Here is an 11,001-nt window from a genome sequence, read left to right as displayed (position 1 = left end):
CGAGGAAGCCGGTCACCGCTCCGAGCCCGGCGCCCGCCCCGGCCGCCCGCACGGGCCGAACGCCGCCTGGGGGTTCGGCACGGGAGGGGCGCAGCATGCGCAGCGCCGCCAGCGCGGCGACGACCGCGAACGCCGCGGTGAGTACCGCCTCGGGTACGTCCCCCACCACTGCACCGGTGAGATAGGCCGGGGCGATACCGGCCGCCGCGAACAGCCCTCCCGTCCGCCAGGCGACGTTCCCCTCCCGGGTGTGCGCCGCCAGCGCGGTCACGGAGGTGGCGGTGACGATGATCAGGGCGGCCGTCGTGGCCGCGTCCGGAGCGAAGTCGAGCAGGTAGATCAACGCCGGCACAGCGAGGACGCTGCCGCCACCGCCGAGAGCGCCGAGCGCCAGGCCGACGACGGCTCCGGCGACGACAGCGAGAACGAGTGCGGTCACGCTATCGAGCCGATGTTCCCGCGCTCGTCGACAACCGGGTATCCGGCGGCGGCCCACGCCTTCATACCGCCCTCGACGTCGACCGCGTCGGCACCTCGCTCGGCGAGCAGTTCCGCCGCCTGCCGCGAGCGGCTCCCACTGCGGCAGATCACCACCAGCGGGCAGCCCTGCGCGGCTTCCGGCAGCGGGCCGCCCGCCAGGAACCCGGCCAGCGGTACGTTCAGGGCGCCCGGCGCGTGACCGGCCTTCCACTCCCACTTGTCCCGCACATCCAGCAGGACGGCTCCGGACCGCCCGCCACCGGTTCGGCTGCGGGCCTCGTCGACCGTCAGGCGCCGGGCGCCACGACTGAACACAGACATCTCTTGCCTTCCTTTCGGGCTTGGGCGCCCCTTCATGCCCGCGGACGGACGAGGGGCAGCCCCGCGTGGCCGGCCGCTTCGAAGCCGTCGTCGACGGCGATCACATCCCGGCCCGCCGCGTCCAGCAGCGATGCCGCGATCGCGGCCCGCATACCGCCGGCGCAGTGCACCCACACCGTTCCCCGGGGAATCTCGTCGAGGCGGCCGTGCAGTTCGTGTATCGGAAGGTGTACCGAGCCCTCGATCCAGCCGCCCTCGCGCTCGGAATCACGCCGCACGTCCAGCACGACGACCGAGCCGGGCTCCTGCTCGGCCAGGCCGGCGAAGGTGGAGCGGGGGAACGTGGCGGGGCTTTCACCGTCACGCAGCCAGCGGTCCGGGCCACCGGTCGCGGCGGCCGCCGGACGGTCGATGCCGACGCGGACCAGTTCGCGCTGGGCGGTGGCGAGCTGTTCGGCGGACTCTGCCAGCAGAGTGACGGGCTTGCCCCAGGGGACCATCCAGGCCAGGTAGGTGGCGAGCTTGCCTTCGGCCTCGAAGTTGAACGACCCGGCGACATGTCCGCGCGCGAACGCCACCCGGTTGCGCAGGTCCACCACCCACTCACCGGCCGCGAGACGGGCGGCGATCTCCTCGGCATCGGCGGGGGCCGGCGGCGTCAGGTCGACCGGCGCGGGCCCTGCGGCGTTGGCCGGACCCATGTGCGCGTAGTACGCGGGCACGTCATCGAGGCCGGCCAACAGCTCGGCGACGAACGTGTCCACGTCCATGGTCAGAGCCGCGTTGGCCGTCCTCTCCTCGCCGATGGTGGTGGCGTCGCCGTCCGCCTGCGCGGAGGAGCAGAAACTGCCGAAGCCGTGCGTGGGAAGCACCGCGGTCTCGTCGGGCAAGGTCTCGACGAGCCTGCGGGCCGAGGCGTGCTGGGCCCGGGCCAGATGCTCGGTGAGCCTGGGCTCGACCAGGTCCGGTCGGCCCACCGTGCCGATCAGCAGGGACCCGCCGGTGAAGGCGGCCACCGCACGCTCGCGTTCACGCAGCACGTACGAGGTGTGGTGCGGTGTGTGTCCGGGAGTCGCCAGTGCCGCCAGTGTGAGGCCGTCGTCGATGGCGACAGTGTCCCCGTCGGCGACCGGCACCCGCGTGAAGTCGACCCGCGCTCCGGCCGGCACGAGGTACCTGGCACCGGTGACACGGGCCAGCTCCAGGCCGCCCGTGACGTAGTCGTTGTGGATGTGGGTCTCCACCACGTGGGTGATCCGCACACCGCGCCGGACCGCGGCGGCCAGGACGGAGTCGAGGTCACGGGGCGGATCCACGGCCACCGCCGTCCGCTCGCCCCCGGCGAGGTAGCTGCGGTTGCCGAGCCCTTCCAGCTCGATGGTGTCGACGAAGAACACGCGGTTGCTCCTTTCGAGGGAAAATTACCCCGGGGGGTATGCATCCACGCTAGCACCTTTACCCCCGGGGGTATATTCGGAGAGGTGGTGGCCGCAGTCGGGCGTCGGCCCGGCAGGCGCGCCGCAATGCCGCCACCGGAAGGAAGAGACGAGGTGGAGACCGTGTCGTACGACCGCACCGTGACCCTGCGCAGCGGCTTCGACGAGGCCGTCGCAGCCGTGCGCCAGGCCCTCGCCGACCAGGGATTCGGCGTCCTGACGGAGATCGACGTACAGGCCACGCTCAAGACGAAGCTCAACCACGACATGGAGCGGTACCTGATCCTGGGCGCCTGCAACCCCCCGCTGGCCCGGCAGGCACTCGACGCCGACCGCTCGGTGGGACTGCTGCTCCCCTGCAACGTGGTCGTCCGCACCCAGGACGACCACGTGGTGGTCCAGGCGGTCGATCCGGGCACCATGGTCACCCTGACCGGTCTCGACGCCATGAGGCCGGTCGCCGAGGAAGCCACCCGTCGCCTCGACGCCGCTCTCGCCACCCTGTCCTGAACGCGGGCAGGAAGCACCGCGCACACGCGCCGACGCCACATCCCCGCTCGCCGCCCGGAGTGAGTTCCGCGGTCTGGACGGCCGCAGGCCGACACGCCCTCGGTACAGGGCCACTCGGCCCTGTACCGACGTGCCCGGGGGCAGGAAGAGTGGCCGACGCGCTCGCGTACGCGGTGACGGCGCTTGAGCCGGCACCCACGTGTGTCGAATACCTGTCGCACGGCGGCCGAGCGACCGCCGCGCGACGACGACTCCAGGACAGACGGGGAAGGTGCGAGTGGACGTCAACGAGGTGCTGCTGCCCGGGGTAGGGCTGCGCTACGACTTCGTCAACCAGGACGGCGACAGGATCGGAGTGGTGGCCAGGCGATCGGGCGACTTCGAACTGGCAATCTACGGCGGCACGGATCCGGACCAGGCGGGTGCGGTGTTCCGGCTCACCGGCGAGGAGGCCGACGTCCTCGCCGAGATCCTGGGCGCTCCGCGTATCGCCGAGCGCTTCGCGGATCTGACCAGAGAGGTTCCCGGTCTCAGCGCAGGCCAGGTCGAGGTGCTCGCGGACACTCCGTTCGCCGGTCGTCCTCTCGGGGAGTCAAGGGCCCGGACACGAACGGGCGCATCGGTCGTGGCGATTGTCCGCGGTGAGGAGGTCATCCCCTCCCCCGGACCGGACGAGGTGCTGCGCTCCGGCGATGTGCTGGTGGTGATCGGGACCCGCGAGGGGATCACCGCGGTGGAACAGCTCGTCCGGGGCTGAGGGGATGCGGATCTCGGTCGCCCTGCTCCTCGAGCTGGGCACCATCCTGGCCGCCCTGAGTCTGCTGGGAGCACTGGCGCGCCGTCTGGCGCTTTCCCCGGTGCCGCTGTACCTCCTGGCGGGGCTGGCCCTCGGTGAGGGAGGTGTCGCCCCGGTGCCCGCGGCCGGCGCGTTCGTGGAGACCGGCGCGGGCATCGGAGTGGTCCTCCTGCTCCTGGTACTGGGCCTCGAGTTCACGGTGCCGGAATTCACGGTCAGTCTGCACCGCCACCTCCCTTCGGCGATGGTCGACCTCGTGCTGAACGCGGTTCCCGGGGCGGTGGCCGGATGGCTCCTCGGGCTGGACACCGCGGGGATTCTTGCGCTCGCCGGCGTGACCTACATCTCCTCCTCGGGCATCATCGCCCGGCTCCTGGGCGACCTGCGCAGGATGAGCAACCGGGAGACCCCGGCGGTGCTGTCCGTGCTGGTACTGGAGGACTTCGCGATGGCCGCGTATCTTCCGCTGCTCGCCGTCGTCGCCGCCGGCGGCACCTGGCAGCAGGCGCTGCTGGGAGTACTGCTGGCCCTGGGCGCCGTGGTGACCGCCCTGACCCTGTCCTACCGGTGGGGACATCACCTGGGACGGCTGCTGTCGCATCCGGACGCCGAGCAATTACTGCTGCGGGTCCTCGGCGCGACACTGATCGTGGCCGCTCTGGCCGAGGCAGTCCACGTCTCGGCCGCGGTCGGCGCCTTCCTGATCGGGCTGTCGCTCACGGGCGAGGCGGCGGACCGGGCGCGAAAGGTGCTGAGCCCTCTGCGAGACCTGTTCGCGGCGGTCTTCTTCCTGGCCATCGGCCTGTCCATCCGCCCGGACGCCCTGCTCCCGGTGCTCCCCGTGGCCCTCCTCCTGGCCGCGGTCACCGCCGTGACCAAACTGGCGTCCGGCTGGTACGCGGCACGCCGCGAGGGCGCGGGACGCCGGGGACGGCTGCGGGCGGGGACCGCGCTCATCGCCCGCGGCGAGTTCTCCATAGTCATCATCGGGCTGATGGGCACACGCCAGGACCGGCTCACCGCCCTGGTGGCCGCCTACGTCCTCCTGCTCGCCGTGAGCGGCCCCGCCCTCACTCGCCTTGCGGGAGGACGCCCACCGGCCGCGGAGCGCTCACCGGAGCGTGGCACACCGGTCGGGTGACGGCCCCCGCCCGCCGAACCGCAGGTTCCCGGACTCGGTCAGCCCTCCGATGGCGGGTCACGGCCCGGACTACGCTCGGCGCCGCCGATCGGCGTCCGCCGCCAGTGCGCCGCGCCGAAGCACCACCGCGGAGTCTGCGTGACTGGCCGAAGGGCACCACCGGCTGTGAAGACGCACACCGAAGGACACGGACCAGCGGGAAGACCACGCAACGATGTCCCGAGGGTCGCAAGAAGTGGGCGGCTCTCTGCTCCACCGTGCCGGCCCTCCGCGATCGGCAGCCCCGTCCGTCTCCGGGTCCCGCACTTCCCCCCTGGAGGGCTCAGGGCCGCACGTCGAGCACATCGGACACCGGGCGCCGTGGTGTCCGAGGCCCTTTGGGACCGTATCCCAGTCGCAGCAGCATCTGCGGGTGGCCGGCGCCGGATGTCGGATCGCGCAGGAGCCATCGTAGGTCCGGGCGTTCGAGGGGTTGTGTGGCGAGGGAAGCGACCAGACCTTCGGCTGTGGCCAGCAGCAGGACACGTTCCATGGCCTGGCCGGCCCGCAGCCAGTCCTCCGGGCGGTCGTGAGTCGTGCTGACGCAGGCGAGCTGGGGTGCCGGTTCGAAGACCGCGGTGCCTCTTCCCGCCACGCGGCGTGTGCCCGCGAAGTCCCGCAGGGGCGCCCGGCCCCCGCTTCTGACGGGGCCGAAGGCGTAGTCCGGGACGCCGTCGTCCGTACAGTTGACCGACGGAGAGTCGGTGCGGGTCCACTCCGCCAGTTCCCGCTCCGACGCGCGGTCGGTGAGACCGCGTGCCTCGGCCTCCCGCACGAGATCCAGCACGTGCTGCAGATGCCAGGGGGCGGGGAAGGCCAGCGTGGTACCTTCGCGACGGGCGGCCTCGACCAGCGCGCCGCGCAGGTCGTCAGGGATGCGCTGCTCCTCGAACGGGAAACGGCTGCTGTGCCGCTCGGTGATGGCCGGATGCAGCGCGGCGAGGTCGCTGTCGCCGCCTCCCGGGCCGGTCAGCCGCACGGTCGCGAGGAATGCCGGATCTTCGGAGCGGGGCAGCAGCCGCGTTTCCGTGTGCCGGCCGCCGTGGGCCGCGGCTACCCGCAGGTTCAGCAGGGCGGCGCCGCAGCCGATGTGCAGGCCGCGGGCGCGTGGGTCGGAGTACGGCATGGCGCGGTCGAAGTCGGCGTACAGCTCGAACGTACGCGTCTGACGCACATAGCGGAAACGCCACGGTTGCGCGTTGTGCATCGAGGGCGCGGCGACAGCGTCACCGACCAGACTGATCACGTGTTCGTCGGATGGTGGTCGAACGTTCACCGGTATCCATCTCCTCAGTCCGTTCGTCACCGGGCGCTATCTTGCTAGGCGCCCGGCCGCCACTGCCTCCGCGGGTGCGACTGGCACCGCCACCGTCGCTGCCTGCTGGCCCCGTCACGGGTCGGTGTCACGGCCCGCTCGGCCGATCGGCCGCCAGGTCGGGCTCGAGCGCCGGCCGGTGGCGGGGCCCGGCCAGCTCACAGCGGACGTCGACCACGCCCTCGACCGAGCGCACCAGCCGTTCCACCAGCGGGACGACCGACGTGTCGCGGACCCGTCCGGCCAGTGTGACCACGCCCTCATGGACCTCGACCCGGACCGGACCGATGCCGTCCGGAAGGCGGCCGCCGACGACCTCGTGCCGGACCTCCTCAGCGATCTCCGGGTCGGGCCGGAGGAAGACCCTGAGCAGATCGCCACGACTCACGATCCCCCGCAGCACGCCGTCGGCGTCGACGACGGGCAGGCGTTTGATCCCACGCCGCGCCATGACACGAGCAGCCCCGGCCAGGGTCTCGTCGGGGCCCACCGTGATGGCGGGGGACGTCATCAGATCCGTCGCCGTCACCCCTCGCGCCTTGTCGTGAGCCGCGACGGGCCCGGTCCTCGGGTGCACGTCCTGGTCGCTGTCGCGGAACTCCTCCTTGCGCAGCAGGTCGGCCTCGGAGACGACGCCGACCACCCGGTTCCCCGCATCGATGACGGGGAGCGCACTCATCCGCCGCGTTCGCATGGTCCGCACGATGTCCTTGAACCCCGCCCCGGCGGCCAGCGCCACCACGGAACGGGTCATGACGTCACTCACGGTGTAGACGGAGCCGTACATCGCTTCCTCCCGCACATATGGGCGGCGTTCTCCACGTGACCAGGATCGGCCTGTCCAGCCTGCGGCGGCTTGGGCCGAACGGTCCGTTCCGCGGGGCCGTCCTTCCCGCCCCGTCGAGGGCGGCACAGCCGGTCGGGTCGTCGTGACCCTCACCGGCGACAAGCCTCGCCTGCTCCGTCGCTGGACGGATCGGAGGTGGTCGGTACGCGGCAGCGCCCCGACCGCGCGGACGCGGTGCGGGCGGCTGAAGGTCAGGGCCAACGCCGACACTCACGAGGGCGCCGCGCGCCTGTCGGTTCGACGCCCGGGGTATCGGCCGGTGCCGCACCGAGCACATGTGCCTGGGCGAGTGGCGCCGGCTCGTCGAGCGGATGACCCTGGCGGGAACGGACACGGACCGCGACCGGGTGCTCGACCGAGCGGAGATCACGGTCCCGCTCGGTCGGCGACGTCACCGGGTTCCGATTGGTACGCGAGGAACTGGACCGCGTCCTGGCCGAGGTGTCAGCAACGTCAGGCGTCCCCGGGGCCTGCCCGGTCGGCACCATGATCGAACTTCCGGGGGCGCCGAGGGCCGGGCAGTCCGCGACTCACTGGAGACCGGAGTGCGCGGCGAACACGGCGGGGACCGGGAGTCGGTGCACTTCTTCCACACCACCGGCCCCGACTACGCGCCGTTCCGGGTCCCGGTGGCACGGCTGGAGGCCGGGCGGGCCGCGCTGGACGGGGCCGGAACGAGCGACAGCAGGTGAACCGGACACGCCGTCGCGGCCGTGTCGGGGCGGCATCCCGTCAGCGACGGACAACCCTGTGCGGCTGTGCGTCGTCGGCGTGGCTCCGGGGCCGGGCGAAAGGGAGTTCACCGGGGTACGTCAAGGCCGAACGGCCGGCGATCGGGCCCGGACAGCCCCTGGCTTCCGTCTCCGGACGGGACCAGCCTGGAATCAGCGAAGGACGCGCCACCCGGTTCACGTCCGGGACGCGGGCACCGCCGAACGCTGCCTGAGCGCGTGCCCCGAGGAGTAGGGAGCGGAACGATGACCTCCACCACCACACTGACCGCGGGCCTCCCGGTCGAGCACCGTGAACGACTGATGCGAGTCGCCCGCGAGGTGTCCTTCGTGGCAGGTACGCGACTGTTCGAAGAGGGCGGGCGTGCTCACAGGTTCTGGATCGTTCGCACCGGCACCGTCGCCCTCGACCTCCGCGTCCCTGGCCGCCGGGCCGCCGTCATCGAGTCGTTGGGCCATGGTGAACTGGTCGGCTGGTCCTGGCACTTCCCGCCCTACGTGTGGCATCTGGGTGCCGAGGCGATGACCCCGGTACGGGCCTGGGAGTTCGACGCCGAGGCCGTGCGCGCCCTGAGCGCCCAGGACCCGGCTTTCGGCCGTGCGGTCGCCACCTGGATCGGCGACGTCGTCGCCCACCGGCTGCACGCCGCCCGGATCCGGCTGCTCGACCTGTACGGCCCCCATGGCAGCGGAAGCCTCCTGTGACCCAGCTGTCGCGCACCCCGAGAGGAGGAACACCATGCTGTACGGCAGCCCCCACGTCGTGAACGACGTCATGACGCACACCGTAGTGGCCGTGGGCCGCGACGCACCCTTCAAGGACATCGTCACGCTCATGCAACAGTGGAAGGTCAGCGCCCTGCCCGTGCTGGCGGGCGAGGGCCGTGTCATCGGCGTCGTCTCGGAGGCCGATCTGCTGCCCAAGGAGGAGTTCCGGGACAGCGACCCGGACCGGTTCACCCAGATGCGCCGCTTGGCCGACCTGGCCAGGGCAGGCGGGCTGACGGCCGCCGACGTGATGTCCGCACCGGCCGTCACCGTCCACCCCGACGCCACGCTGGCGGAGGCGGCCCGCATCATGGCTCAGCGGAGGGTCAAGCGCCTGCCGGTGGTCAACTCCGAGGGTCTGCTGGAGGGCATCGTGAGCCGAGGTGACCTGCTGCGGGTGTTCCTGCGCCCGGATGAAGAGATCGCCGAGGAGGTCGACCGAGAGATCGTGCCGTTCCTCTTCACGGCTCCCACTCAGCCTATTCGGGTGGCCGTCTCCGACGGCGTGGTCACGCTCACCGGTCCGTTCCGTGACACCTCCCTCGTTCCCCTCACCATCAGACTGGTCCGCGCCGTGGAGGGCGTCGTCGATGTCGAGTGCCGGGTGGAGCGCGACGGACCCCGTGAGACCGTCGTAACCACTACTCAGCCCTGACGAGACCGGTTACGCCGTGCGCGGCCGGATGCATTCGGCGTCCGGTCGCACACCCCCGTACCCGATGGTCGGCGCGCGCCGACCCGTCGGCCTTCGCCGACGCCGCTCATGGTGCAAGGGGCAGCCCGTACATGGTCCGCCCGCCTGGGAGTTCGCGTCCGGTGACCAGTTCGGGCTCGATGCGGACGAAGACCTCGTCCGGCCAGGCCACCCACGAGCGAGGGCCGGTCCTCGTCAACCGGTCGTGATCGGCGGGGTCGGTCACCACGGAGGCGAGCCCGGTGACGAGGACGCTCCAGCCCGCGTGCGCCGCCGCGTTGAAGTCGTCCCCCTCGAAGGCGACCACGGCCCCGTCGACGGCGTGGACCATCTCGGACGATGCCGAGGTACGTAGCAGCACGGCACCATCCGGCTCCAGCAGGAAGTTGACCGGCAGCACGGCCGGCAGAGCATCGCGCGTGAAGACGACACGGCCAACATCGGCCTGCGACAGCCGACTCACGCATTCCTGCCGGCTCAGTTCCCGGAATCCGTCGTTGCGGTACATCAGCCCGCCGACTCTCGCTCCTGGGTCTCGTACGGGATGGCTCGTTCCTCATTGTTCGGGCCAAGCAGGAACGAGAGCCCTCCCTCCTGGTCCCTTCTCCCGGGCGGTCGGCTCGGACCGCTCAGACGGCGCGCATCCGGGGTCACCGCCGGACGCGCCTGGCCTGACCCGGCCGTGTCACAGCGGCTCGGGGGCGACGACGTCCCGGCGCGGACCGCCGAGGACCACCTTCAGCGCCCCGGTGTCAGCGGCACCGGCGAAGACCTCGTACGCCTCTTCCATGCGCTCCAGCGGGAAGGTGTGGGTCACCAGCTGGGCGGTGGGGAGCCGTCCGGACGCGGCCATGCGCAGCAGTGTGGGTGTGGACCGGGTGTCGACCAGGCCGGTGGTGATCGTGACGTTCTTGATCCACAGGTCTTCCAGGTGCAGGGACGCCGGCCTGCCGTGCACACCGACGTTGGCGACGTGCCCGCCCGGGCGCACCATGCGGGTGCACATCTCGAACGTCTCCGGTATTCCCACAGCCTCGATGACGACATCGGCGCCGAGTCCCCCGGTCAGGTCGGCGACCAACTGCTCCGGGGTCTCCCGGGCGTCGGCCACCGCGTCGGCACCGAGTTTCCTGGCGGCCTCCAGCCGAGCGCCGGCCAGGTCCACGGCGACGATGCGCTCGGGCGCGAACAGCCGTGCCGTGGCGACGGCCGCCAGACCGATCGGCCCAGCGCCCACCACGACGACCGTGTCCCCGGGGCGGACGCACCCGTTGAGCACACCCACCTCGTAGGCCGTCGGGAAGATGTCGGCCAGAAGTACGGCGTCCTGGTCGGTGACCGCACCCGGCAGGAGGTGCACGGAGAGGTCCGCGTACGGAACACGTACGTACTCCGCCTGTGTGCCGTCGATCATGTGACCGAGGATCCAGCCGCCACCGCCGAGGCACTGGCCGTACACGCCTTCACGGCAGTAGCGGCACCTTCCGCAGGCGGTGATGCAGGACACCAGGACGCGGTCTCCAGGACGTACGGTGCGCACGTCCGTGCCGACCTCGACGATCTCACCGACCGCCTCGTGGCCGAGGACGGTTCCGGGGCGGACCTCGGGAACGTCCCCTTTCAGGATGTGCAGGTCCGTCCCACAGATGGTGACGGCGTCGACCCGGACCACGGCGTCGGTGGGCTCCTTGAGGTCCGGGTCGGGTATGTCCTCCCACGCGGACCGGCCCGGTCCGTGGAACACGTAGCCTTTCATCGCGATGCTCACCCTCTCTGCGCTCGGGAGCATCCGGAGCCCCGCTGTCCGGCCTTCACCGGGCGGGCCCTCGACCGTCGGTACGGCGGGGATTGCTCCACAACTCCAGACTGTCCCGGGGATCACGCACGCGCTTGGGCCGGTCGGCCCTCGCGCCCCGCCTGTCG

Annotated in this window: 12 protein-coding genes and 1 pseudogene; 6 read left to right on the top strand and 7 right to left on the bottom strand. The window is 71.7% G+C overall.

Going from position 1 to position 11,001, the window contains the following annotated elements; all coding sequences use genetic code 11:
- The 3 genes from EBH09_RS36325 to EBH09_RS36315 all read right to left on the bottom strand — a co-directional run.
- Positions 1-439, bottom strand: a 439-nt coding sequence (locus EBH09_RS36325; RefSeq protein ID WP_153182771.1) for a sulfite exporter TauE/SafE family protein, incomplete at its 3' end; no start/stop codon positions are given.
- Complete coding sequence (locus tag EBH09_RS36320) at positions 436-801, bottom strand: rhodanese-like domain-containing protein (protein WP_121750989.1); 366 nt, start codon at positions 799-801, stop codon at positions 436-438. The genes EBH09_RS36320 and EBH09_RS36325, both read right to left, overlap by 4 nt.
- 32 nt (positions 802-833) lie before the next feature.
- A complete protein-coding gene (locus EBH09_RS36315; RefSeq protein ID WP_121750988.1) occupies positions 834-2,198 on the bottom strand; it encodes an MBL fold metallo-hydrolase in 1,365 nt (454 codons plus the stop codon).
- A 162-nt stretch (positions 2,199-2,360) separates the two neighbouring features.
- On the opposite strand from EBH09_RS36315, the gene EBH09_RS36310 reads away from it, so the two are divergent.
- The 3 genes from EBH09_RS36310 to EBH09_RS36300 all read left to right on the top strand — a co-directional run bounded on the left by EBH09_RS36310 (position 2,361) and on the right by EBH09_RS36300 (position 4,684).
- A complete protein-coding gene (locus EBH09_RS36310) occupies positions 2,361-2,747 on the top strand; it encodes a DUF302 domain-containing protein (protein WP_121751197.1) in 387 nt (128 codons plus the stop codon).
- 277 nt (positions 2,748-3,024) lie between these two features.
- Positions 3,025-3,504 (top strand): cation:proton antiporter regulatory subunit, encoded by a 480-nt coding sequence (locus EBH09_RS36305; RefSeq protein WP_121750987.1) that lies wholly within the window; start codon positions 3,025-3,027, stop codon positions 3,502-3,504.
- Positions 3,505-3,508: 4 nt separating this feature from the next.
- Positions 3,509-4,684, top strand: a complete 1,176-nt coding sequence (locus EBH09_RS36300; RefSeq protein WP_121750986.1) for a cation:proton antiporter — start codon at positions 3,509-3,511, stop codon at positions 4,682-4,684.
- Positions 4,685-5,006: 322 nt separating this feature from the next.
- Here EBH09_RS36300 and EBH09_RS36295 read toward each other — a convergent pair whose 3' ends face one another.
- Positions 5,007-5,930 carry a nitroreductase family protein gene (locus EBH09_RS36295; protein ID WP_121751196.1) on the bottom strand — a complete coding sequence of 308 codons (924 nt, stop codon included), beginning with the start codon at positions 5,928-5,930 and terminating at the stop codon, positions 5,007-5,009.
- A gap of 196 nt (positions 5,931-6,126) precedes the next feature.
- Positions 6,127-6,825 (bottom strand): CBS domain-containing protein, encoded by a 699-nt coding sequence (locus EBH09_RS36290; RefSeq protein ID WP_121750985.1) that lies wholly within the window; start codon positions 6,823-6,825, stop codon positions 6,127-6,129.
- 241 nt (positions 6,826-7,066) lie between these two features.
- On the opposite strand from EBH09_RS36290, the pseudogene EBH09_RS38250 reads away from it, so the two are divergent.
- The 3 genes and pseudogenes from EBH09_RS38250 to EBH09_RS36275 all read left to right on the top strand — a co-directional run.
- Positions 7,067-7,577: pseudogene (locus EBH09_RS38250) on the top strand (hypothetical protein); the annotation flags it as partial.
- A gap of 285 nt (positions 7,578-7,862) precedes the next feature.
- The gene (locus EBH09_RS36280; protein ID WP_121750984.1) at positions 7,863-8,321 is read left to right on the top strand and encodes a cyclic nucleotide-binding domain-containing protein; all 459 of its coding nucleotides are present in this window, start codon (positions 7,863-7,865) and stop codon (positions 8,319-8,321) included.
- Positions 8,322-8,355: 34 nt separating this feature from the next.
- A complete protein-coding gene (locus EBH09_RS36275) occupies positions 8,356-9,039 on the top strand; it encodes a CBS domain-containing protein (protein ID WP_193776714.1) in 684 nt (227 codons plus the stop codon).
- Positions 9,040-9,145: 106 nt separating this feature from the next.
- Here EBH09_RS36275 and EBH09_RS36270 read toward each other — a convergent pair whose 3' ends face one another.
- Positions 9,146-9,586, bottom strand: a complete 441-nt coding sequence (locus tag EBH09_RS36270) for a pyridoxamine 5'-phosphate oxidase family protein (protein ID WP_121750983.1) — start codon at positions 9,584-9,586, stop codon at positions 9,146-9,148.
- A gap of 177 nt (positions 9,587-9,763) precedes the next feature.
- The gene (locus EBH09_RS36265; protein WP_121750982.1) at positions 9,764-10,834 is read right to left on the bottom strand and encodes a zinc-dependent alcohol dehydrogenase family protein; all 1,071 of its coding nucleotides are present in this window, start codon (positions 10,832-10,834) and stop codon (positions 9,764-9,766) included.
- Between the last annotated feature and the right edge of the window lie 167 nt (positions 10,835-11,001).

Source organism: Streptomyces sp. E2N166 (genome assembly GCF_003671715.1).
GTDB classification, from domain to species: Bacteria; Actinomycetota; Actinomycetes; order Streptomycetales; family Streptomycetaceae; genus Streptomyces; species Streptomyces thinghirensis.
The sequence above is the reverse complement of the archived record's forward strand: the minus strand, read 5'-3'. Positions and strand labels throughout refer to the sequence as shown.

Excerpts from the sequence above, each read along its gene's own strand:
- EBH09_RS36275 (WP_193776714.1), top strand. The coding sequence starts at position 8,356 with ATGCTGTACGGCAGCCCCCACGTCGTGAACGACGTCATGACGCACACC.
- EBH09_RS36265 (WP_121750982.1), bottom strand. The coding sequence starts at position 10,834 with ATGAAAGGCTACGTGTTCCACGGACCGGGCCGGTCCGCGTGGGAGGAC.
- EBH09_RS36290 (WP_121750985.1), bottom strand. The coding sequence starts at position 6,825 with ATGTACGGCTCCGTCTACACCGTGAGTGACGTCATGACCCGTTCCGTG.
- EBH09_RS36270 (WP_121750983.1), bottom strand. The coding sequence starts at position 9,586 with ATGTACCGCAACGACGGATTCCGGGAACTGAGCCGGCAGGAATGCGTG.
- EBH09_RS36280 (WP_121750984.1), top strand. The coding sequence starts at position 7,863 with ATGACCTCCACCACCACACTGACCGCGGGCCTCCCGGTCGAGCACCGT.
- EBH09_RS36295 (WP_121751196.1), bottom strand. The coding sequence starts at position 5,930 with ATGCACAACGCGCAACCGTGGCGTTTCCGCTATGTGCGTCAGACGCGT.
- EBH09_RS36320 (WP_121750989.1), bottom strand. The coding sequence starts at position 801 with ATGTCTGTGTTCAGTCGTGGCGCCCGGCGCCTGACGGTCGACGAGGCC.
- EBH09_RS36300 (WP_121750986.1), top strand. The coding sequence starts at position 3,509 with ATGCGGATCTCGGTCGCCCTGCTCCTCGAGCTGGGCACCATCCTGGCC.